This window comes from Tateyamaria sp. GN1-10 (assembly GCF_055693845.1).
Map to the genome: position 1 here is coordinate 1,784,752 of NZ_JBVFUR010000004.1, position 20,134 is coordinate 1,804,885.

19 protein-coding genes, 1 tRNA gene and 1 pseudogene are annotated in these 20,134 nt (G+C 60.8%); 12 read left to right on the top strand and 9 right to left on the bottom strand.

Going from position 1 to position 20,134, the window contains the following annotated elements:
- Window positions 1-53 precede the first annotated feature (53 nt).
- Both ACZ1HN_RS10575 and ACZ1HN_RS10580 read left to right on the top strand, forming a co-directional pair.
- Complete coding sequence (locus tag ACZ1HN_RS10575; protein ID WP_472727471.1) at window positions 54-899, top strand: LysR family transcriptional regulator; 846 nt, start codon at window positions 54-56, stop codon at window positions 897-899.
- Between the two features lie 218 nt (window positions 900-1,117).
- Complete coding sequence (locus ACZ1HN_RS10580) at window positions 1,118-2,659, top strand: ankyrin repeat domain-containing protein (RefSeq protein ID WP_472727472.1); 1,542 nt, start codon at window positions 1,118-1,120, stop codon at window positions 2,657-2,659.
- 63 nt (window positions 2,660-2,722) lie between these two features.
- On the opposite strand, the gene ACZ1HN_RS10585 is transcribed toward ACZ1HN_RS10580, so the two are convergent.
- A complete protein-coding gene (locus tag ACZ1HN_RS10585; RefSeq protein WP_299209390.1) occupies window positions 2,723-3,175 on the bottom strand; it encodes a GNAT family N-acetyltransferase in 453 nt (150 codons plus the stop codon).
- Between the two features lie 232 nt (window positions 3,176-3,407).
- On the opposite strand from ACZ1HN_RS10585, the gene ACZ1HN_RS10590 reads away from it, so the two are divergent.
- Window positions 3,408-4,709, top strand: a complete 1,302-nt coding sequence (locus tag ACZ1HN_RS10590) for a glycosyltransferase (protein WP_472727473.1) — start codon at window positions 3,408-3,410, stop codon at window positions 4,707-4,709.
- A gap of 120 nt (window positions 4,710-4,829) precedes the next feature.
- A complete protein-coding gene (locus tag ACZ1HN_RS10595; RefSeq protein WP_299603850.1) occupies window positions 4,830-5,738 on the top strand; it encodes a YihY/virulence factor BrkB family protein in 909 nt (302 codons plus the stop codon).
- On the opposite strand, the gene ACZ1HN_RS10600 is transcribed toward ACZ1HN_RS10595, so the two are convergent.
- The 7 genes and pseudogenes from ACZ1HN_RS10600 to ACZ1HN_RS10630 form a co-directional block, all read right to left on the bottom strand.
- Window positions 5,695-6,624, bottom strand: a complete 930-nt coding sequence (locus ACZ1HN_RS10600; protein WP_472727474.1) for an AEC family transporter — start codon at window positions 6,622-6,624, stop codon at window positions 5,695-5,697. The genes ACZ1HN_RS10595 and ACZ1HN_RS10600 overlap by 44 nt on opposite strands.
- 67 nt (window positions 6,625-6,691) lie before the next feature.
- Window positions 6,692-7,495, bottom strand: coding sequence for an MBL fold metallo-hydrolase (locus ACZ1HN_RS10605; protein WP_472727475.1), 804 nt, complete (start codon window positions 7,493-7,495; stop codon window positions 6,692-6,694).
- Window positions 7,492-8,293, bottom strand: a pseudogene (locus ACZ1HN_RS10610) (TatD family hydrolase). The gene ACZ1HN_RS10605 and the pseudogene ACZ1HN_RS10610 overlap by 4 nt, the downstream one beginning before the upstream one ends.
- Window positions 8,290-9,408, bottom strand: a complete 1,119-nt coding sequence (locus tag ACZ1HN_RS10615) for a DNA polymerase III subunit delta' (RefSeq protein ID WP_472727476.1) — start codon at window positions 9,406-9,408, stop codon at window positions 8,290-8,292. Before ACZ1HN_RS10615 ends, ACZ1HN_RS10610 begins: the two are co-directional and overlap by 4 nt.
- 71 nt (window positions 9,409-9,479) lie before the next feature.
- Entirely contained in the window at window positions 9,480-10,115 is a 636-nt protein-coding gene (gene tmk / locus ACZ1HN_RS10620) for a dTMP kinase (protein WP_299209372.1), read from the bottom strand.
- Window positions 10,112-11,278, bottom strand: coding sequence for a D-alanyl-D-alanine carboxypeptidase family protein (locus ACZ1HN_RS10625; protein ID WP_472727477.1), 1,167 nt, complete (start codon window positions 11,276-11,278; stop codon window positions 10,112-10,114). Before ACZ1HN_RS10625 ends, tmk begins: the two co-directional genes overlap by 4 nt.
- 17 nt (window positions 11,279-11,295) lie before the next feature.
- Window positions 11,296-12,219 carry an SPOR domain-containing protein gene (locus ACZ1HN_RS10630; protein ID WP_472727478.1) on the bottom strand — a complete coding sequence of 308 codons (924 nt, stop codon included), beginning with the start codon at window positions 12,217-12,219 and terminating at the stop codon, window positions 11,296-11,298.
- A gap of 214 nt (window positions 12,220-12,433) precedes the next feature.
- Between ACZ1HN_RS10630 and ACZ1HN_RS10635 the strand changes: the two genes are divergently transcribed.
- Window positions 12,434-12,523: transfer RNA gene (locus ACZ1HN_RS10635), tRNA-Ser, on the top strand.
- Window positions 12,524-12,668: 145 nt separating this feature from the next.
- Here ACZ1HN_RS10635 and ACZ1HN_RS10640 read toward each other — a convergent pair.
- Window positions 12,669-13,283 (bottom strand): flavodoxin domain-containing protein, encoded by a 615-nt coding sequence (locus tag ACZ1HN_RS10640; protein ID WP_472727479.1) that lies wholly within the window; start codon window positions 13,281-13,283, stop codon window positions 12,669-12,671.
- A gap of 199 nt (window positions 13,284-13,482) precedes the next feature.
- Here ACZ1HN_RS10640 and ACZ1HN_RS10645 point away from each other — a divergent pair, with 199 nt between their 5' ends.
- The 7 genes from ACZ1HN_RS10645 (at window position 13,483) to ACZ1HN_RS10675 (ending at window position 20,127) form a co-directional block, all read left to right on the top strand.
- Entirely contained in the window at window positions 13,483-14,307 is an 825-nt protein-coding gene (locus ACZ1HN_RS10645) for a tryptophan 2,3-dioxygenase (RefSeq protein ID WP_472727480.1), read from the top strand.
- Window positions 14,308-15,492 carry a kynureninase gene (gene kynU / locus ACZ1HN_RS10650; RefSeq protein ID WP_472727481.1) on the top strand — a complete coding sequence of 395 codons (1,185 nt, stop codon included), beginning with the start codon at window positions 14,308-14,310 and terminating at the stop codon, window positions 15,490-15,492.
- Window positions 15,493-15,576: 84 nt separating this feature from the next.
- Complete coding sequence (locus tag ACZ1HN_RS10655; RefSeq protein WP_472727482.1) at window positions 15,577-16,704, top strand: ABC transporter substrate-binding protein; 1,128 nt, start codon at window positions 15,577-15,579, stop codon at window positions 16,702-16,704.
- An 88-nt stretch (window positions 16,705-16,792) separates the two neighbouring features.
- Window positions 16,793-17,710, top strand: coding sequence for a branched-chain amino acid ABC transporter permease (locus tag ACZ1HN_RS10660; RefSeq protein WP_472727483.1), 918 nt, complete (start codon window positions 16,793-16,795; stop codon window positions 17,708-17,710).
- Window positions 17,710-18,693 (top strand): branched-chain amino acid ABC transporter permease, encoded by a 984-nt coding sequence (locus tag ACZ1HN_RS10665; RefSeq protein ID WP_472729306.1) that lies wholly within the window; start codon window positions 17,710-17,712, stop codon window positions 18,691-18,693. The genes ACZ1HN_RS10660 and ACZ1HN_RS10665 overlap by 1 nt, the downstream gene beginning before the upstream one ends.
- Window positions 18,686-19,441 (top strand): ABC transporter ATP-binding protein, encoded by a 756-nt coding sequence (locus ACZ1HN_RS10670; RefSeq protein ID WP_472727484.1) that lies wholly within the window; start codon window positions 18,686-18,688, stop codon window positions 19,439-19,441. The genes ACZ1HN_RS10665 and ACZ1HN_RS10670 overlap by 8 nt, the downstream gene beginning before the upstream one ends.
- The gene (locus ACZ1HN_RS10675; protein ID WP_472727485.1) at window positions 19,438-20,127 is read left to right on the top strand and encodes an ABC transporter ATP-binding protein; all 690 of its coding nucleotides are present in this window, start codon (window positions 19,438-19,440) and stop codon (window positions 20,125-20,127) included. The genes ACZ1HN_RS10670 and ACZ1HN_RS10675 overlap by 4 nt, the downstream gene beginning before the upstream one ends.
- Window positions 20,128-20,134 lie beyond the last annotated feature (7 nt).

A 20,134-nucleotide genomic window follows, 5' to 3' on the forward strand; every position in this document is an offset into this window, starting at 1 on the left:
AGCAGGATATTGAATAATATTGCATGTTAAATTCGAGATAATCGAACTTATCCATGAACCTTCAAGCGCTCCGTACATTCCTTGCAATTGTCGAAACAGGCAGCCTTGTGCGGGCCTCGGAGAGGCTGAACGTCACGCAATCCACCGTGACCGCCCGTTTGAAAACGCTGGAGGATGACCTTGGGCAGACCCTGCTTATCCGCAACAAGTCTGGCGCGACGCTGACGGCGGCAGGGCTCAGTCTGCATCGCTATGCCGACACCATCGTGAAGCTTTGGCAGCAGGCGCGGCAGGAGACGGCGCTGCCCGACGGGATGTCGGGTGTGTGCAACCTGGCCTGCGAATTCGATCTGTGGCTTGGGTTGGGGGATCGCCGCGCCCAGACCTTGATGGATCAGTTTCCGGATCTGGGCATTTCAGTCTGGCTGGGCAGCCAGTCGGATGTGATGAAATGGCTGGATGAGGGGAAGTCTGACCTTGCGTTTACCTACAGGTCGGCGTGCCCGTCGGCGCATGAGCAGATGACCCTGAAGCCTGACGAATTGGTGTTGGTGTCAACTGATCCGAATGGTCCTGTCCGGTTTGATCCCAAATACGTCCTTGTTGATGCTGGGGAGGCCTTTGGCCGGGAGCACGCAATCCATTATGCTGATGCGGGCACTGCACGCATCAGCTTTGGCAACGCGTCGATTGCGCAAGAGCACATTTTGCGAAATGGCGGCAGTGCATATTTGCCGTGGAGATCGGTTGAGGGGCTGGTGGAGGAGGGGCGTCTTTTCCGATTGCCGGACGCTCCGGCGTTCAGCCGTGCCGTGTTTCTGACCTACAACAGACGATTGAAGGACAGTACAACATGGTTTGATCTGGCATTGGGATCGTTGCTGGGCCTCTCATCTTAACCACCTGCACTGCCGTATCACTTGTCTGGAGTGGTAGAACGCCCCTGAGAAAAACCTTGCCGGTGAAAAAGTGGCTGTCTACCATAAAGAGGCTTTTGGGAAAGCGTCCAGGTCCGCGGAAAGCTGTCATCGGCACCCCAGTACAGAGCCGACACATTCATCTCGGTATGTCTCATGCTCGTGCCCAGCGGACCGTCGAGCCAAAAGTGAGAACTCCGATGACAAAATCCCTTGAACAATTGCGCCGTGATGCCAAGGCGCTTCGCACAGCTCACGAGGCCGGTGAGATACGCGCCGGTCAGCGCATTGCAAACTATCCTCCGCGCCCCGAAGGTGTTGCCCTCAAACATGCGGACTACCTGCATGTGATTGCCCGCGAAAACGGCTTTCTGTCATGGCCCGCACTCAAATTTGCCGCCGATATGGTTGGGATGGAGACAGCGGCCAAGCGGCAGCGTCTGAAGGCGGCGCTTTACAATGGTCAGTTCAGCGTGGCGGACCAGTTGCTTGCGGATACGCCAACCCTTGCGGAAGGCGATTTTAGCCTTTGCCTGGGCCTGTATCGCAAGGCGGATGTGTTGGCGTTTTTGCAGGAAAGCCCGGACCTGGCGGCGCAGTTGATTGGCAACATCGCGCCCCCTTTGACCGTTTTGGCACGGTCGAAGTGGATTCATCATGCGCCCGAATTGGCGGATGACATGCTGGACATCGCGCGCGCACTTCTTGCCAATGGCGCGGACATTGATCTTGGGTCGCCGATGTATGACGGCAATCCCCATAAGCTGTCGCCGCTTTATTTTGCGATTGGGCATGCAAATAACATGCCGCTTGGCCGCTGGTTGCTTGAAAATGGTGCCAACCCCAACGATGACGAGAGCCTGTATCATGCGACCGAGCTGGGCCATCACGAAGGTTTGCGGATGCTGCTTAAGCATGGGGCCGATCCGAAGGGGACCAATGCGCTGCTGCGCGCGATGGATTTTCACGACACGACGGCTGTGCAGATGCTGCTCGACCATGGTGCAAAGGTGGATGAGTTCAACGGCGCACATGTTGGCGGCGAAGCGCCCTGGGTCGTGCCAGCCCTGCACCAGGCCGCGCGACGGATGGCTGACCCGGACATGATCGACCTGATCGTGAAGAATGGTGCCGATCTGAACCGCCGCTTTGAGGGCGCGACACCGTATGCCTATGCCCGTGTGTTCGGGAATGAGCGATTGGCCCACTTGCTTGCCGACCGCGGTGCCGATACGATGTTGAGCGCGATTGAGCGAGGTCTGGCGGCAGCTGTGGAGGCAGCGCCAAATGCCGGCGTTCTGGACCCGGATGAGATTCCGGACGCCTACCGCAACATCATTCGCATGATCATCCATATCCCGGGCAAGCTGGATCATGTCAAAAGGCTGGTTTCTGTTGGTGTTGCCTATGACCTTCCTGACACGGAGGGGTTGACCCCGGTTCATGTCGCGGGATGGGAGGGATTGCCGGACGTGTTGGAGTACCTGCTGTCCTTGAAGCCGGACCTGACCCACGTGAACGGTTATGGCGGCACACTTCTGTCCACGATCCTGCATGGATCGGAAAACTGCCCGCAGCGGGAAGAACGTGATTACGTGACCTGCCTGCGCCTCGCGTTGAACGAGGGCGTGGCGTTGCCCCGCCGCGCCATCGAGTTGGCGGGGCCGGATGAGATCGTGGAGTTCCTGCTGGACTGGTCAGAGCAGCACCCTGAACAGGTGGTTGACGGTGGTATCGGATAGTCCGCTTTGAAGGCTGTACCGGGTCAGGTCAGGCCGCGTGTTCTGGGCGGCCTGACCACAGGTTCAGCGCTTCAGGCGCATTTTGGCGTTTTCAAATGGCATGCCCTCGTCATCCGTTGCGCGCCTTGAAAGCTCTTTGAACCCAAGGGCTTCGTAGAAGGTCAGCGCTTGAACGTTTTGAGTATACACCTCTAGCGACAGTTCCCCTTTCAGGTCCAAGGCATGCGCAATCAATTGGCGACCGACCCCTTGTCCCTGATGATGTGGGGCGACAAACAGCCCGCCGATGAACGTGTCGAGCAAGCTGATGAAGCCAACCGGCAGTTCGTCTTGCACGGCCACCCAGGTTTCCGCATTGGGCAGGTATTGCGTTTCGATCAAGGTGCGCTGTGCGTGCAGACGCTCGCGGCCGACAAAGTCATGCGCGAGACTGGATGCGTCAAACCAGATGGTCGACAGCGTGTTGAGGTCCGTTGCCGCTTGGTAGGCACGGATGCGTGTGTCCATGTTTTTCATGATGGTTCCAGAGATATTTATGCATAGAAAGACAGCGCCAGATTGACGCTGCGGCTTACCGCGTCATGCGGTTCAACTGAGGCTTCTGTGCATAAATCTCCTTCTACAGTGCGTTCTTGGGTATCGGGTCGTACCGATGACCACAAGTGTGGGCATGGGCAACAGATATGTGCGTGATTGTCTTCGGCGTGCAAACCTTCAATTTGATCGAGCGGCTCTTAAGTATTTCGCTATGGCGGCCAGCTCCAGGATACTCCTTTTCACTTATGGAACGCGCGGAGACGTTGAGCCCTTTCTCGCCCTTGCACATGGCCTGATGGCGCGCGGGCACGCCGTGACCCTGTGCACGGCACGGCGCTTTGAAGAATGGATCAAGGAATTTGGCATTCCGTTTGCGCCTATTTCGGATGTTTCCCTTGACCAGATGGACACGAAAGACGGCAAGACATTGCTGGAGGGAAGCTCTGGCAGGTTGGCGCGTATCGTGGCTGGGATGCGGCTGGCGCGCAAATCGGGTTCGATCAATGCGCTGCTATGCCGTGACGCGTGGGAGGCGGCAAAGGCCGCCAAACCGGACCTTATTGTCTACCATCCTAAAGTCATGGCCGCGCCACACATCGCCGAAGCCCTTGGCGTTCCTGCGATCATGGGGTTGTTGCAGCCCATGATCGTTCCAACCAAGGCTTTCCCGCCGACCGGCCTGCCCAAGCTGCCGATACCGGGCTACACCAGGATTGCCTATTGGTTGATCACTGTTTCCTATGGTGCGTTCAGACGATCCATCAATCGTTTTCGAGTTGATCAGCTTGGCTTGAGACCGGTGCGAGGCGGCCGCGAGGTGCTGACGCCGCCCGGCGCAAGGATCGTCCGTATCCTTCATGCAATCAGCCCAACGGTTTTACCGCGACCGGCAGATTGGCCGCCGGAAGCCAGTGTGACCGGCTATTGGTTCCTTCCGCTAAGGCTTGACTATGAGCCACCGGACCGTCTTGCGCGGTTTCTTGATGCCGGTCCGGCGCCCATATACATCGGCTTTGGCAGCATGATGTCAGAAGATCCCGCTTTGCTGTTGCGCATCATCAGAGGGGCTTTGGACGACACTGGTCTGCGCTGTGTTGTCGGGTCGGGCTGGGCAGGTCTGAAAGCGGCGGAGTCTGACGCGCTTATCACCATCCCGCCAGTGCCGCATGAATGGTTGTTCCCAAGGATGGCGGCGGTGGTCCATCACGGAGGGGCAGGGACCACGGCGCAAGGGTTTCGTGCGGGCGTGCCTTGCGTGATTTGCCCGTTCTTTGGGGATCAGCCCGGTTGGGCGGAAAAAAGCGTCGCGCTGGGCGTTGGCGCGCCGCCTGTTCCGAGACGAAGCCTGACCTCTGATGCGCTTGCGTCTTCCTTGCGTTTGGCCGTCGGTGATCCCACCTTGCGGGAGAATGCCCGTGCTCTGGGTCAAACGCTCAGGCGGGAGGATGGCGTTTCCGTTGCGGTTGCCGCGATCGAAGACGTTTTGCAACCCAGCGCAGCGGAGTCTGACTGAAACAGGCGAATTGGACGATCGGCATCGCCTGTCCGGTATGACTTGGATCGCCGCCATACCGCTGCGGACCGCATCAGGAGTGTTGAGAAACGCGTGCGGGTTCCATACCTTCGGCCCGGTATGATGCATCCGGAAACAACAGACAGACCGCCCAAGGACGTCGCCCTGTGGTGGCGCGCCATAACCCATGTGGCACGGTTGAACGATGAAAAGCATCTGGGCCTGATCGCGGCGGGCGTCGCGTTCTATGCCATCCTTGCGGTGTTTCCGGGCATTGCGGCGACCATTGCCTTGTGGGGGATGATCGGCGATCCGGCCCTTGCGCTGGAGCAGATTGAAGAATTTCGGGCGCTGATTCCGTCGGATGTTTATGTCCTGCTCACGGCCCAATTGACCAAACTGGCAACGACGGATGGTCTGACCCTTGGGTGGGCGTCGCTGTTGTCCTTTGGGTTTGCCCTGTGGTCGGCGCGTGCGGGGGTTGCCGCGCTCATGCAGGGATTGAACGCTATTTACGATGCGCCGAACCGGTCGGGGCTGTCGCAGTATCTACGGGCTTTTCTGCTGACGCTGAGCCTGATCGGCGTTGTCCTTATCGCGATGGCATGCATTGTGGTGGTGCCGGTTGTCCTTGCGTTTCTGCCCTTGGGGCCTTGGGCCAACCTTGGGGTTGAGCTGTTGCGCTGGGGCGTGGGTATTGGGGTTCTGTTGGTGGGGTTTGCCGTGATCTATCGGCTGGGTCCGAACTTGGAGGGGAGGCGCCCGCGCCTGATTTCACCCGGCGTTGTCTTTGCCGTCATCTGTTGGATTGCCGCGTCGAGCGGATTTTCCATCTATTTGCAGAACTTTGGCCGGTACAATGAAATCTATGGTTCGATCGGGGCGGTGATCGTGATGCTGATGTGGTTGTTCATCAGCGCCTATCTGGTGCTGCTCGGGGGGGCTTTGAATGCCGAACTGGCCCGGGCACGTCGCGCCAAGTTGGCTATCCCAGAGCCACCAGCCACATCCACGCCGTCAGGATCGTGAGCGCGGTTGCCACCAGAACGGAGGTGGCGGCCACACGCTTGGCCCGTCCGTACATGTTTGCGAAGATATAGCCGTTGACCCCCGGGGCCATCGCGGCTGTCAGGACGGCAGCCTTGTAGGCGTCTGTCGGCACTGAAAGGGCGTTGCCCAGCGTGAAGGTGATGGCGGGATGGATGAGCAGTGAGATCGCGCAGACCATCGCGATCACCCGCGCGTCGCCCTCGGGCTTGTACTGGATCAGCACTCCGCCAAGGGCAAAGAGCGCGGTGGGCAGGGCTGCCCGGATCACGAGGTCTAGCCCGTCGCTGAGCACGCCGGGCAGGGTGATCCCGCTGAGGTTCACGATGAACCCTGCCATGATCGCCAGCACCAGCACATTGCGGAACATTGCACGGACCACGCCGCGTGCCATGACAAGTGGGCTTTGACCGCGGTTGCGCGCAATCTCCATCGCGGTGATGCCCAGCCCGTAGCAAAAGGGTGAGTGGAAGGCGATGATCGCGTAGGCTCCGGCGAGGGCATCCGCACCATAGGCCCGTTCGTTGATGGCCAGCCCCAAGAGGACCGAGTTGGAGAAAAGGCAGCAGAAGCCAATGGCGATGCTGTCCTCGATATCTCGTTTGAAGATAAAGTACGCCCCGGCCGTGCCGAGCGCAAAGCCTGTCGCTGCACCGGCGTAGAAACTGCCGAGCAGGCGGATGTCGAGGCTCGTGGACAGGTCGAGCGTGGCGATGGCCGAGAAGAGCAGGCAGGGGATGGCGAAGTTCTGGCTGAATTTCATCAGCGCGTCGATGCCTTGCGGGCTGAACACCCCGCGCCAGACCGCGACATAGCCGAACCCGATCACCAGGAAGACTGGCAGGATGACGTCGAGGAGCGCTTGCATGGTCGGGCCTTTGCGGCGGCGTCAGAGGGCGGGAGCCTCCGGCGGGGATTTTTTGAAACAGGGAAGGTCAGGACACGGGGCGCGTCACCGTCAGCCCGTCATAGGCGGGTTCGATGTGGCTGGGCGTTTCGGACAGGACCGTGTCGTAATCGAGGTCAATATGCATGTTCGTGAGGATCGCGCGGCGGGGTTTGACCCGGTCGATCCATTCAAGCGTGTTTGCGAGGTGGCTGTGTGTCGGGTGCGGGTCGCGGCGCAGTGCGTCGACAATCCAGGTGTCGAGGTTGTCGAGTTGGCCCCACACCGCATCCGGGATCTGTGCCACGTCGGGCAGATAGGCCACGTCGCCGATGCGGAAGCCAAGCGCGTCGATGCTGCCGTGGTTCACCTTGAACGGGGTAAAGGTGATCGGCCCGCCGGCGCCGTCGATCACCGTGTCGCCATTGATCGTGTTGAGTTCGAGGATCGGGGGGTAGGGTGAGCCTTTGGGCTGTACGAAGGCGTATCCGAAGCGGCTGATCAGGTCATGTTGCGTGTCGCCATCCGCCCAGACCTGCAGCCGTTCGCGCATGTTGAAGACGATCATACGCAGGTCGTCTATCCCGTGGACATGATCCGCATGGGCGTGGGTGTAGATCACGCCGTCGAGCCTGCCGGTGTTGGTGTTCAGCAGTTGGTTGCGCAGGTCGGGGGACGTGTCGACTAGGACGGTTGTGGTGCCTGCATCGCTTTTCCGTTCGACCAGCAGCGAGCAGCGCTGGCGGCGGTTTTTCCAGTTTTTGGGGTCACAGGCGCCCCAGTGTCCGCCCAGCCGGGGCACACCGCCGGAGGAGCCGCAGCCCAGGATCGTGAAGGTTATGGTGTCGCTCATGCGGGCACTGTGTAGGCCGCCGCCTTGGAGAACAAGCGGTCGAAGTTCTTTTGTGTCTGCGCGGCGAAGTCGGCGTAGTCGAGGCCCATCGTTTCGGCCCCTTTGCGTGCCGTATGCGCGGTGTAGGCCGGTTCGTTTCGCTTGCCGCGGTGGGGTGGCGGCGCGAGGTATGGCGCGTCTGTTTCCACGAGGATGCGGTCCATCGGCGCTTCGGCAAAGATGTCCCGCAGTTCTTGCGATTTGGGGAAGGCCGTGATGCCGGACATGCTGAGGTAAAAGCCCAGATCGAGTGCTGCGTGGGCCAGTGCTTTGGACGACGAAAAGCAGTGCATGACGCAGGTATAGGCACCTTGCCTGTATTCCTCGGTCAGGATTTGGGCCATGTCGTCATCCGCTGCACGGGCGTGGATGATCAGGGGTAGGCCGGTTTGCCGTGCGGCATCGATATGGATGCGCAGGGACGTTTTCTGAATGTCCGCGCTGTCGGATGTGTAGTGGTAATCGAGGCCAGACTCACCGATGCCGACGAGATTTGGGGTGGTCTGTCAGCGCGATCAGCTGATCTGTGGTGGCCAGCGGCTCGTCCGCTGCGCTCATCGGGTGGGTGCCTGCCGCATAAAAGACCGGCGCATGTGCTTCGGCAATGGCGCGCACCTGCCGTTCAAGCCGCAGCTTGGTGCAGATCGTGACCATGCGGGTGACGCCCGCGTCGGCGGCGTTCTGGATGATCTGGGGCAGCTGTCCGTCGAAATCAGGGAAGTCGAGGTGGCAGTGGCTGTCGGTGATTTCTGGCGTCATCGGGCAGGGGCCGTGTCGGTAAGCTTGAACAGCGTATCTAGGACGAGGGCGGCAGGGTCAAGGTTGACCGCCCGACCATGGCGTGCGCGGGCGAGAGCCTGTTGCGCGGTGTCGGCCCAGGCGCGGGCTTGGGCCGCGTTCGGGGCCAGCCGCGTAAGGGTCGCAGCCTCGTCCGGGGCGGCCTCGACCTGCGGGGGCTGGCCGAGGGCGCCGGTGCGGGCGAGGCGGCCAAGGGCCACGTCAATGAGTGTGTAGAGCAGGTCGAGCTTTTCTTCGGCCCCGCGGCCTGCCGCGGCTTCGGCAAGGGCCAGCGCGCGGGCGCGGTCGAGATTTGGAAGGGTGCCCAGCAGGTGGATGACTTCGCGGTAGAGCTTGAGCCCATCGAGCAGGGACAAGCGCAGCGCGTCGCCCACCGATCCGGCGCTGAGTTCGGCAAGTGCGGCAGCATCAGCGCCCGGGTCAATGCCCGCTTGCGCCATCGCATGTTCCATCTGGGTGGAGCTGAGCGTGCCGAGCCTGAGTGTACGGCAGCGCGACCGGATTGTCGGCAAAAGGCGGCTGGGTTGGTGGCAGATCAGCAGGAGCGTGGTGCGGGCCGGCGGCTCTTCCAGCATCTTCAGGAGCGCGTTGGCTGCGTTCACGTTCATGTCGTCAGCGGCATCGATGATGACCACCCGGCGTCCGCCATCGGTCGAGGACAGTTGGAAGAACGAGCCAAGTGCGCGGATATCGTCGATGGTGATCTGGTCGCGCATCCGCTTGGTCTTTTCGTTTTCGGTCCGGTGTACGGATTTGAGGCCCGGGTCTGCGCCTGCCGCGATGCGGTGTGCGACGGGGTGATCTGGCGAGACATCGAGCGTCGCGGGTACGGGGGCGCCAAACATATCGTCGGGGTCCGGGTCGGGTGTGGCGAGCAGAAAGCGGGCGATGCGCCAGGCCAGCGTGGCCTTGCCCACGCCGCGCGGGCCGGTGAGCAGCCACGCATGGTGCAGGCGGCCGGTGTTGAACGCGTCTAGGAATGTCTGTTGTGCCGCGTCCTGGCCAATCAGCGTCTGCGTCTCGCGCGGGTGCGGTGCGCCGGGAACGCGGGTTGGGTCTTGGGTCTCGTCAGCCATGGGATTGCTCTAGCATCGGAGCGGGGAGGGGGCCAGCCCCCGGCGCATCCGCGCCGTCCCCCGTCGTGTTTTCAGTCAGAAGAAGCCAGATAGGTCATGGTCGTGGCATGCACGTCGGTGGCCACGTTGTTGATGGCGCGCGCGCCATCAATGGTGCGGAAGCGATCCGAAAACTCAGTGGCGAGGGTGAGAAAGCCTGCGCGCATTTTCTTTTGCAGGTCGGCGCCGAAATCCTCGAACCGCTCCTCTACTCCCTGACGCCCCTTTGCGCGGGCCAGCCCCTGTGCGGGGTCCATGTCGATCAGGATGGTCAGGTCGGGTTCGCGCGCAATCATGAGGTCGTGCAGCACATCGACCTTTGAGCGCAGATCGCCCCGGCTGAGGCCCTGATACATGCGTGTGCTGTCGGCAAAGCGGTCGCAGATGACGATCTGGCCCGCGTCGATCGCAGGTTGGATCAACCGTTCCATGTGGTCCCGGCGGGCTGCTGTGAACAGCAAAAGCTCGGTTTCGGCGGACCAGCGGTCGGGGTCCCCTTGCAGGACAAGCGCGCGGATTTCCTCGGCCCCTGGGCTGCCGCCGGGTTCGCGTGTCAGAACAACATCGTGGCCTTCGTCACGCAAACGATCCGCCAGCATCCGCGCTTGCGTGGATTTGCCGGAACCATCAATGCCTTCGAAGGTGATAAAGTGCCCTTTGGACGTCACACGTCACCTTCGGCTGTGTTGCCTGAATTCATCCGTTCAATCAGCGACAGGGCTGCGGTAGAAAGCTTGGCCAGGAAGCCGCCATGGGCGATGTCGGCTTCGGCCACCAGGGGAATACGTACTTCGGGCAAACCTTCGGGTTGGATGACCAGCTCGGCCAGTTCTGTCCCTTCGGAAATGGGGGCCTGGATCGGGCCGGTATAGACCACTTCAGCATCCACGGTTTTGCCAGCAAGAATAGGCAGGAGGATGGTCACGTCCTCTTGCGGGACAAGCCCGACTTCGGGTTCCGCCCCTTCCCAGACCCGTGCGGTGGCAACGCGGGACCCGCTTTCGACGACGGTGCGTTCGGCAAATTGACGGAAGGCCCAGTTTACGATGGCTTCGGATTCCTGTGCCCGTCCTGCGGCCGTATCAAGGCCCGAGATCACGAACACAACGCGGCGGTCCCCTTGCTTGGCCGAGCCGGTGAGGCCGTAGCCAGCCTCTTCCGTATGGCCGGTTTTCAGGCCGTCCGCGCCGATGCCAAGCGTGAGCAGTGGGTTCCGGTTGTACCGGTTCGAGCTTTCTTCTTCGTCAAACAGGAACTCGGTTTCCGAAAACATAGGGTAGTATTCGGGATAGTCCGCAATCAGACGCTGCGACAGAAGGCCCAGGTCCCGCATGGACATAAGGTGGCCTGCGGCAGGCCAGCCGCTTGAATTGGCGAAGGTCGAGTTCGTCATCCCCATCTCTTGCGCGCGGCGGGTCATCAGGCGGGCAAAGCCCGCTTCGGTCCCGTCCGGGCTAAGGGCTTCGGCGATCACGACGCAGGCATCATTGCCCGACAGGACGATGATGCCGCGGATCAAATCCTCGACCGTGACCCGTTCGCCCTGTTTCAAAAACAGGGTTGAGCCGCCAAAGCTGTTGGCATGTGCCGACACGACCAATTCGTCCGTCATGGACATTTGGCCACGTTCAATCGCCTCGAATGCCATATAGAGCGTCATCAGCTTGGACATGGACGCAGGCGGCAGCGGATCATCCGCGTTCTTGTTCAGCAGCACCGTGCCGGTCGTATGATCGATGACATAGGCAGCTGACGCGCGCGTCTCAAACGCGGTGACAGGCAGCGCGGTGGTTGCAATCAAAAGGGCGGCGGCGGCAAGAGGGCGGATCACGGGGGTTATGCTCCTGGTCAGTTGGTGACGGCGTATGCGTCCGTGAACCCTTCGTCCTTGATCTTGGTCAGCAGCTGGCTGCGTTCCGAGGATGTGCCGGCGGGGCCAACAACAACGCGCCAGAACGATTTGCCGTCGCGCTCAAAGGTTTTCACGGTGGGGATGACCCCTGCATTGCGCATTTGCGTGGCGGTCCGGTCGGCATTGGCCTGAACCGAGAAGATGCCGATCTGGATGAACGGCTTGTCCAGTTTGGAAGCGGTGGGCCGCGTTGTTGCAGCCGCAGGGATCGCGGTGGGTGTCGGAGCGGGCTGGATGCCCTGCGCGGCTGTGGGCGCTGCAGCCGCTGCGGTTTCGGCTTCGACTGGTGCATCAAGCACCGCGGCCGCGCTTTCGATTGGATCGAGGGGTGTTTCAGTGATGTCCGCCGGTGCGGCTACGGCTGCGGCGGCTTCGGTCAATTCGGGCTCAACAGCCACTTCTTCCTTGCGAAGGGCTGTCACGTTCAGCTGGGATGGTGCACCGGCCAGCATGCTCAGCGCTTCGGCCGCGTCCGAGCTGATCTGCAGGCGCGGGCCGGGAATATCGCGTTCCCGGCGGAACAGTGCGCCGACGACAAACTTGTCGTTTTCGGTGTTGCGGATGATGACGCGCTCAGGCTCGGTCACGTCGGGGTGCGCGACCCAGACACCGCCCAGAGAGGGACGTCCGTCCCACAGGCCGGCCTCAGTTGCAGAGAAGACGTCGGGCGCTTCCACGTCCCGTTCGACGGTCTTGATCGACGTGGCGTCCTGTGCCGTGCCCTCGACCGAGGTGTTGGAGCGTTTGAGCGCGTCCATCGCCACAAACTGACCGCTTTCGTCGCATCCGGCCAACAGGCCAATGGCGAGGAGGAGGGCGGTGCTGCTGCGAAATGTGAAACGGGAAGAATATCTGCTCATGGACCAAGTCCTTGCCTGCTGTTGCCTGTATGCCCATTTTTGGGCTCTATTGGTGTCGCGTCCGACACAGCGATTTGCCCCACTATGGCAGGGTTCTGACGCAACCATAGCCTGATCCGCCCGATCTGAAAAGCATGTGATTCGTTTGTCGGCGATTTTTCCCTTGGATGTGGGGTTTGCCGAATCACGTGTGCCCGCATAAAGCGGGTCCACCGGAGGTTTGGCAGAGTGGTCGAATGCGGCGGTCTTGAAAACCGTTGGGCGTGAGAGCGTCCCGTGGGTTCGAATCCCACAGCCTCCGCCACTGGTCCCACTGCAAGAGTTCAGGCGCGTTTGCCGCTTGCGTCAGTGACTGACCGAGAGGGCCTGTGGCGCGATGGGCACCAATGACCCGTTTGAAGCCAAGGCAGCCACAAGCCTTGAAAAGTGTTGTTTTGGACTGCTGCGGACTAGGTTGCGGTTTCGTCGTGTAGGCCGGCTGCATCGTTCAACAAAAAGTCGGCAACGCATGAACCGAGTTCGTCCCAGTCCGTGAACTCGTAATCACGTGCCGAGGGATCGAACGTCTGATCCGACAAAACAACGTGGTGCAAGACCTGCGACGCGTAAAAGTCGTAGCTGTCCGAGCGAATGGCTCCGGCCACCAAAAGTTCACGGGTGGTGGTGAGACCAGTGCGAAGCTTCATTTCATCCACGTAGTCCTGCGCTTCTTCCCGACCGTCCGGGAATGCGGCTTTCAAGCTTATAGACAAAAGCAGTGTTGGTCGTTTGGCCAGATCCTGGCGACTGCTCGCGACGAAGATCTCAAACGGCTTTGGATGGCGTCTCTCATGGACTGATGCCGCAAGTATGACCTTGTCGACGCCATCAAACGCCAACCCTTCGGTCCTTTCGTCCGTATCAAACAGGACCGTTTCCTGTCCGGCTTTGCGAAGCTGGTCGTCCACAAATTGCGCGATTTTGCGCGTTTGTCCTTCGACCGTTCCAAATGCGATCAAAATGGTCATGGCTTTACCTCTCGTTGGAGATATTAGGCCACTCGCCGCCACGTTGACTTGTCCCATGTCAAATAGGGCGGGTTTTATCAGCGCGCGTGCCTTTGGGCCGGGAATACTGGGTGGTTGGACTTCAACGGCGTGGCTGCTGATGGGGCCGGATTTTGAAAACCGGTTGCATCACATCGGTTGCGTTCGGGGCTTTCCGTCATGTGCTGCTATGGACATCGCCGCGTGCCTGAACATTATCGTGCGGGGGAGACACGCAATGACCGGCAATGACGAACACCATGGTGCCAAGCTCGATTTCAAAGGCGATATGTCTTACGGCGATTATCTTGAGCTGGACGCGCTGCTGACTGCCCAGCATCCGCGTTCGGACGCCCATGACGAGATGCTGTTCATCATCCAGCACCAGACATCCGAGCTGTGGATGCGGTTGGCCATCCATGAGTTGAACTCGGCCCGGGACGCAATTGCGGGCGGTGAACTGGCCCCGGCCTTCAAGATGCTGACGCGGGTGGCGCGCATATTTGAGCAACTCAATGGGGCGTGGGATGTGCTGCGCACGATGACTCCCAGTGAATACACGACTTTTCGACCCAGCCTTGGCAATTCATCGGGCTTTCAGTCGCATCAGTATCGATTGATCGAGTACGTGTTAGGCAACCGGCAGCTTGCCGTGTCCAAGGTGCATGAACATCGGCCCGAGGCGTTCGCCATCTTGTCCGCGGAGTTGGCGCGCCCGAGCCTGTATCAGGTGGCATTGGCCCGATTGGGCAGTCATTTTGACGCGACCGATCTGGCGGGGGAGGCGCACACCGGGCCGTGGGCTGCGCGCGATCTCGTGCAGGATTTGTGGCGAAAAGTTTATGAAGATCCAGCAACCCATTGGGAGCTTTATGAACTTGCTGAGAAGCTGGTGGATCTTGAGGACTATTTCCGTCGCTGGCGATTCAACCATGTCACCACGGTCGAGCGCATTATCGGCTTCAAGCGCGGCACTGGCGGAACGGCCGGGGTCAGCTATTTGCGCAAGATGCTGGACGTTGTTCTGTTTCCTGAGCTTTGGAATGTGAGAGGGGCCCTGTAGATGGTTTTGAGAAAAGAGTTTTTCGATCTGCCTGAGGGTGTCATCTATCTTGATGGCAACTCTCTTGGCCCGCTGCCGCGGAATGCCAAGGCGCGCGTGGCCGAGATGATGCAGGATGAATGGGGCGCGCAGCTGATCAAGGGGTGGAACAGTGCCGGTTGGATGGCACAACCGAGCCGGGTCGGAGATATGGTGGGTCGGTTGATCGGTGCGCCCGCAGGCTCGGTCGTGATGGGCGATACGCTGTCGATCAAGGTTTATCAGGCACTGGCTGCCGCTCTTAAGATGCGGCCGGATCGCAAGGTTATTCTGAGTGATTCCGGTAACTTCCCTACCGATCTTTACATGGCGCAAGGCCTGATCCAGATGCTGGATGGTGGGTACGAGCTGCGCGTGGTCGAGCCCGAGGCGGTTGCGGAAGCTATTGACGACACTATTGCGGCGGTGATGCTGACGCAGGTCGATTATCGTACAGGTCGGGTACATGACATGGGGGCCATTACGGAACTGGCGCACAGTTCGGGGGCCGTGATGATCTGGGATCTGGCGCACAGCGCGGGTGCGCTGCCCGTTGATCTGGCTGCCTGTGCTTGCGAATTCGCGGTGGGCTGTACCTACAAGTATCTGAACGGTGGGCCGGGCGCGCCTGCATTTATCTATGTGCGGCCTGACTTGGCTGACAGCGTTGATCCGGCGCTGGCCGGGTGGCTGGGGCATGACGCGCCCTTTGCCTTCGACCTTGACTATCGCCCGGCGCCGGGTATCGAGCGGATGCGGGTCGGCACACCGCCGGTGATCCAGTTGACCGCGTTGGAGGCGGCCCTGGAGGTGTGGGAAGGCATCGACATGCAAGATTTGCGTGCCGCATCAGTGGCTTTGCAGGAAGTATTTATCCGCGAGATCGAGGCGCGCGTGCCCGAGCTGACCCTTGCCAGCCCGCGCGATGCAGCGCAGCGCGGCAGTCAGGTATCGTTCGGCTTCGAGAATGGCTATGCGGCGATGCAGGCACTGATTGCACGGGGCGTGATCGGGGACTTCCGCGCGCCGGACATCATGCGGTTCGGTTTTACGCCGCTCTATCTGGACGAAGCAGATGTGTTGGCGGCTGTGGATCATATCGAAACGGTTATGCGAGACCGGTTGTGGGACGATCCGACCTTTATGACCCGCCAAAGGGTGACCTAGGGCTTGACAGAACGGGTGCGTATAAGCGCCTGATAGTTGCGAAAGACGGGCCGTCAGAGCCCGGCAGACAAGGGAGAGATTTCAATGACATTCAAACAGCTTCTGGCTGCGACCTGCGTCGCGGCCCTGGGTGCGGGCGCGCAAGCCGATGGGGTGAAGGTTGGCATGATCACAACGCTTTCGGGCGGTGGCGCGGGCCTTGGCATCGACGTGCGCGACGGGTTCCTGTTGGCCGTGAAAGGCAATGACGGCATCGAACTGGTGATCGAGGATGATCAGCGCAAGCCTGACATCGCGGTGCAGCTGGCCGACAAGATGATTCAGTCCGAGAAGGTAGACGTGATGACCGGGATCATCTGGTCGAACCTGGCCATGGCGGTGGTGCCCGCGGCGACAGCACAGGGCAAGTTTTACCTGTCGCCCAATGCGGGTCCATCGGCGCTGGCGGGCAAGGGGTGTCATCAGAACTATTTCAATGTCAGTTGGCAGAACGACGCGTTCTCCGAAGCGGCGGGCACGGCGCTGAGTGGTGAGGCAGGCAAAGTGTTCCTGATGGCCCCGAATTATCCTGCGGGGCAGGACATCATGGCCGGTTTCAAGCGCACCTTCCAAGGCGAGATTGCGGCCGAGGTCTATACCAAGCTGGGTCAGACCGACTATGCCGCCGAGATTGCGCAGATGCGGGCGAGCGATGCCGACCAGATCTATTTCTTCCTGCCGGGAGGCATGGGGATTTCGTTCATGAAGCAGTATGCGGGATCGGGCGTGGACAAGCCCGTGTCCGGCCCTGCCTTCAGCTTTGATCAGGGCATTCTGGGCGCCATTGGCGATGCCGCCGTGGGGGCCAAGAACACGGCGCACTGGTCCAAGGATCTGGATGTCCCCGGCAACGCCGAGTTTGTTGCGGCATTCGAGGCGGAGTATGGCCGTCTGCCGTCGATCTACGCGGCGCAGGGCTTTGATACCGGTCTTTTGCTGGCCTCGGCTGCGGCCAAGGCAGATGTGGGTGATGCCGATGCCTTCCGTGCTGCGTTGAAAGAGGCGGATTTTCAGTCTGTGCGCGGCAAATTCTCGTTCGGGGCAAACAACCACCCCGTACAGGACATCTACATGCGCGAAGTGATCAAGGAAGGTGATCTGGTCACCAACAGGATCGTCGGCACGGCTGCGACGGATCACAGCGATCCTTATGCGGTGGATTGCAAGCTTTGATCTGATTGGTCTCGGTTATGCCCGAGGCCATACCTTCCATAAAAATGAGAGGCTTGCGAGGCAAAGGTGATCTCGCAAGACGGGGCGAATGACGACGCTTCTGTTGATTGAGCAGGTGCTGAACGGGCTGCAATCGGGGATCATGCTGTTCCTGATGGCGGCTGGTTTGACTCTGATTTTTGGCGTCATGGGCCTGATCAATCTGGCGCACGGCTCGCTCTACATGATCGGGGCCTTTGCGGCGGCTGCGGTTGCTGGGGCCACCGGGTCTTTTGTGCTGGCTTTGGGGGCAAGCCTGATTGCAGCTGCTGCGGCGGGGGTAATCATTGAAATTGGAGTGATCCGCCGCCTCTATGATCGCGATCATCTGGATCAGGTATTGGCCACCTTTGCGCTGATCCTGATCTTGTCCGAAGGGACACGTTGGGCGTTCGGGTCCTTTCCGCTCTATCTGGACGTACCTGCGGCACTGGCGGGGCCGGTTACATTGCCCGGCGGGATTCAATACCCCGCATACCGATTGCTGATCATCGGTGTCGGGCTGGCGATTGCGGTAGGGTTATTCCTGTTGATCGCACGGACCCGCATTGGGATCCAAATCCGCGCAGGTGAGAGTGATCGTGAGATGATCGCAGCCCTTGGTGTTGATATATCAAAGCTTTACACGTTGATCTTCGCGTTGGGTGCGGCGCTGGCTGGGCTGGCCGGAGCCTTGGTTGGAGCCATCCAATCGGTGCAGGTCGGCATGGGGGAGCCTGTCCTGATCCTTGCCTTTGTTGTGATCGTCATTGGTGGCATAGGGTCGATCAAGGGCGCGCTGGTCGGTGCGCTTCTGGTTGGTTTGACCGATACGCTCGGCGGCGTTCTGTTGCCCCTTGCACTGAGTGGCGTGATGGACGCGTCTGCGGCAACCTCCGTGGGGTCCGCGCTGGCGTCCATGTCGATTTACATCCTGATGGCGTTGGTTCTGATCTTTCGCCCAACTGGCCTGTACGGGACGGCATGATGCAGCGCGAGGCGGTTCTGAACACCCTTGTCTTTCTGGCGCTGCCTGCGGTCGCTGTCATTGCGCTTGTGTTGGACGAGCCGTTTACGATCACGCTTGCGACGCGTGCGGCGATCCTTGCCCTTGCGGCTGTGGGTCTGAACCTTGCCCTTGGTCTGGGCGGGCTGGTGAGCCTTGGACACGCGGTGTTCTTCGGGCTGGGCGGCTATGCCATGGGCATTCTGGCGAGCCACGCGCAAAGCTATGCGCCGCTGGACCTTGGACTGTTCGTGATCGAGGGCACCAAGTCCATGCCGGTGATCTGGCTGACGGCTGTTTTTGTCAGTGCGTTGGCGGCGTTGCTGATTGGTCTGCTGGCGCTGCGCACGGCGGGTGTCTACTTCATCATGATCACGCTCGCCTTCGGGCAGATGTTTTATTACTTCACCATTTCCTGGCCGGCCTACGGCGGTGAAGACGGGTTGAGCATCTATGTGCGCAACAGTTTTCCTGGCCTCAATACGCTTGATCCCATCCAGTTCTTTGGTCTTGTGTTCGCCGTTCTGGCCGTTGTGCTGCTTATCTTGGGGCGCATTGAGCGGTCCCCGTTTGGTCTGGCGCTTGGCACCGCGCGGCAGAACGCGGCGCGGGCTGAGACCGTGGGCCTTAGCCCGTTTCATCTGCGCCTTGTGGCCTTTGTCATTTCCGGTGCGGTGACGGGGCTGGCGGGGGCGCTGTTTGCAGACCTCAACCGCTTTGTGTCGCCGACCATGTTCAGTTGGCAGATGTCGGGGGAGTTCATTGTCTTCATCGTGCTGGGTGGCATTGGCCGGTTGTTCGGGCCGGTGGTGGGGGCGTGTCTGTTTGTGCTGCTGGAGCATCTGCTGAGCGGGGTTAGTGAGTTCTGGTTGATCTACCTGGGCGCCATCCTGCTGTTTGTTGTCCTTTTTGCACGAGGCGGTGTCATTGGCGCCTTGGCCGGGCGAGGGCGGCAGCATGGCTGATCCGCTGCTGGACATACAGGGGGTATCCAAGTCCTTTGGCGCGTTGCGTGCGACGGACGATGTGTCGCTGACCCTTTTGTCGGGGGAGATTCATGCGCTGATCGGACCAAACGGGGCGGGCAAGTCGACCTTGATCCAGCAAGTTGCTGGTGGCGTTGTCCCTGACGCGGGCCGCATCCTGTTCGATGGGCGTGATATGACCACCCTTGGCACGGCTGAGCGGGCCCGTGCGGGTTTGGGTCGCACCTTTCAGATCAGCGCGCTCGCAATGGAGAACACGGTGTTGCAGAACACTGTTCTGGGTGTCGTTGGTGCGTCGCGCCGTGTGTGGCGCTTTGCGCGATCGGTCATGCGGGATGGCGGCGTGCGCGCCCAAGCCGAGGCGGCCTTGGACCGCGTCGGCCTGTCTGACGTCGCCGACATGCGTGTTGGAGAGTTGAGCCACGGGCAACGCCGCCTGCTGGAGGTGGCCGTCGCACTGACCCTACGCCCCAAGGTATTCCTGATGGATGAACCGATGGCAGGACTGGGGGCGGAGGGATCGGCGCGCATGACCGGGTTTCTGGATGGTTTGCGCAGCGAAGCACCCATTCTGCTGGTTGAGCACGACATGGATGCTGTCTTTGCCCTCGCGGATCGCATTTCGGTCCTGGTGTCCGGCAAGGTGATCGCAACGGGAACACCGGCTGACATCCGGAGCAATGCGGACGTGCGCACCGCCTATCTGGGCGAGGAACACGCGCCATGAGCCTGTTGCGTCTGGAGGGGATCGAAGCGGCCTATGGCGCGGCGCAAGCGCTGTTTGGCGTTGATCTGGCCGTGGAGGAGGGCGAGGTGCTGGCTCTCATGGGCCGAAACGGCATGGGCAAGTCCACGGCGATCCGGGTGATCTGCCGGCTGATGAAACACTCGCGGGGGACAGTGCAGTTTGATGGACGGGACATGGCCCGCATTCCATCGCATTTGGCCGCTCGCGCCGGGTTGGGGCTGGTGCCTGAAGGGCGGCGCGTGTTTGCCCGACTGACGGTCCGCGAGAACCTGATCGCTGCGGCCCGTCCGGGGGCATGGGATCTGCGCAAGGTGACGGGTCTGTTTCCCCGGTTGGCGGAACGGTCAGGCCAACTAGCGGGGCATTTGTCGGGTGGTGAGCAGCAGATGCTGGCCATCGGTCGGGCGCTGATGACCAATCCGCGCCTGATGCTTCTGGACGAAGCGACTGAAGGGCTGGCCCCGGTTGTGCGGCAAGAGATCTGGGCGGCGCTGGATGCTGTGCGCCGGGACACCGGGCTTTCGCTGCTGGTGGTGGACAAGTCGCTGGCCGAATTGGGCCGGATTGCGGATCATGCTGTGATCCTAGAACGTGGCCGCTCGGTCTGGCACGGTGCGATGGCCGACGTGTCCGGCGACGTTGCAAACACCTATCTGGGTGTTTGATCGTTGC

What these genes read in the sequence shown, in the direction of transcription:
- ACZ1HN_RS10575 (WP_472727471.1), top strand. Translation starts at nt 54, where the DNA reads ATGAACCTTCAAGCGCTCCGTACATTCCTTGCAATTGTCGAAACAGGC.
- ACZ1HN_RS10580 (WP_472727472.1), top strand. Translation starts at nt 1,118, where the DNA reads ATGACAAAATCCCTTGAACAATTGCGCCGTGATGCCAAGGCGCTTCGC.
- ACZ1HN_RS10585 (WP_299209390.1), bottom strand. Translation starts at nt 3,175, where the DNA reads ATGAAAAACATGGACACACGCATCCGTGCCTACCAAGCGGCAACGGAC.
- ACZ1HN_RS10590 (WP_472727473.1), top strand. Translation starts at nt 3,408, where the DNA reads ATGGCGGCCAGCTCCAGGATACTCCTTTTCACTTATGGAACGCGCGGA.
- ACZ1HN_RS10595 (WP_299603850.1), top strand. Translation starts at nt 4,830, where the DNA reads ATGATGCATCCGGAAACAACAGACAGACCGCCCAAGGACGTCGCCCTG.
- ACZ1HN_RS10600 (WP_472727474.1), bottom strand. Translation starts at nt 6,624, where the DNA reads ATGCAAGCGCTCCTCGACGTCATCCTGCCAGTCTTCCTGGTGATCGGG.
- ACZ1HN_RS10605 (WP_472727475.1), bottom strand. Translation starts at nt 7,495, where the DNA reads ATGAGCGACACCATAACCTTCACGATCCTGGGCTGCGGCTCCTCCGGC.
- ACZ1HN_RS10615 (WP_472727476.1), bottom strand. Translation starts at nt 9,408, where the DNA reads ATGGCTGACGAGACCCAAGACCCAACCCGCGTTCCCGGCGCACCGCAC.
- ACZ1HN_RS10630 (WP_472727478.1), bottom strand. Translation starts at nt 12,219, where the DNA reads ATGAGCAGATATTCTTCCCGTTTCACATTTCGCAGCAGCACCGCCCTC.
- ACZ1HN_RS10640 (WP_472727479.1), bottom strand. Translation starts at nt 13,283, where the DNA reads ATGGGACAAGTCAACGTGGCGGCGAGTGGCCTAATATCTCCAACGAGA.
- ACZ1HN_RS10645 (WP_472727480.1), top strand. Translation starts at nt 13,483, where the DNA reads ATGACCGGCAATGACGAACACCATGGTGCCAAGCTCGATTTCAAAGGC.
- kynU (WP_472727481.1), top strand. Translation starts at nt 14,308, where the DNA reads ATGGTTTTGAGAAAAGAGTTTTTCGATCTGCCTGAGGGTGTCATCTAT.
- ACZ1HN_RS10655 (WP_472727482.1), top strand. Translation starts at nt 15,577, where the DNA reads ATGACATTCAAACAGCTTCTGGCTGCGACCTGCGTCGCGGCCCTGGGT.
- ACZ1HN_RS10660 (WP_472727483.1), top strand. Translation starts at nt 16,793, where the DNA reads ATGACGACGCTTCTGTTGATTGAGCAGGTGCTGAACGGGCTGCAATCG.
- ACZ1HN_RS10665 (WP_472729306.1), top strand. Translation starts at nt 17,710, where the DNA reads ATGCAGCGCGAGGCGGTTCTGAACACCCTTGTCTTTCTGGCGCTGCCT.
- ACZ1HN_RS10670 (WP_472727484.1), top strand. Translation starts at nt 18,686, where the DNA reads ATGGCTGATCCGCTGCTGGACATACAGGGGGTATCCAAGTCCTTTGGC.
- ACZ1HN_RS10675 (WP_472727485.1), top strand. Translation starts at nt 19,438, where the DNA reads ATGAGCCTGTTGCGTCTGGAGGGGATCGAAGCGGCCTATGGCGCGGCG.